Raw genomic sequence first — 454 nt, forward strand, 5'->3', positions numbered from 1 at the left:
GTTCGTGAACGAGCACTTCACCACCCGCATCGTCGGCCTGCCCGAGGACGAGAGCCGGGCGCTGCTGGCCGAACTCTTCGCCGCGGCCATCCGCCCCGAGCTCGTCTACCGCCACGTGTGGCGGCCGCACGACCTGGTGTTCTGGGACAACCGCTCCGTGCAGCACCTGGCCGCGGGCACGCCGGACAGCGAGCGCCGAAAGCTCTACCGCACCACCGTGGAGGGGGATCTCCCCTTGTAGAGCGGGAACTCCCCTGTGGCGCTGCGCGCCCTCCCATTTCAGACCCATCGGAAGACCTCCCTCATGCCACGTTCCCGTCCCACCGCTGTCTCCCCCCTGCGCCGCGCCTTCGTGCGCAAGGCAGCCACCCTCGCCACGGCGGCCGGCGTCATGGCCGCGGGCCTGGCGGCCCCCGGCATCGCCCGGGCCGAGGAAGGCAGGTTGCGCATCGCC

Annotated in this window: 1 protein-coding gene; it reads left to right on the forward strand. The window is 72.0% G+C overall.

Annotated elements, in window-relative coordinates; translation table 11 throughout:
• On the forward strand, nucleotides 1-241 hold a 241-nt coding region (locus JZ792_RS43705), incomplete at its 5' end, for a TauD/TfdA family dioxygenase (protein WP_216918441.1).
• Nucleotides 242-454: the final 213 nt, after the last annotated feature.

Origin of the sequence: Nocardia noduli, assembly GCF_019038455.1 — a bacterium.
GTDB classification, from domain to species: Bacteria; Actinomycetota; Actinomycetes; order Mycobacteriales; family Mycobacteriaceae; genus Nocardia; species Nocardia noduli.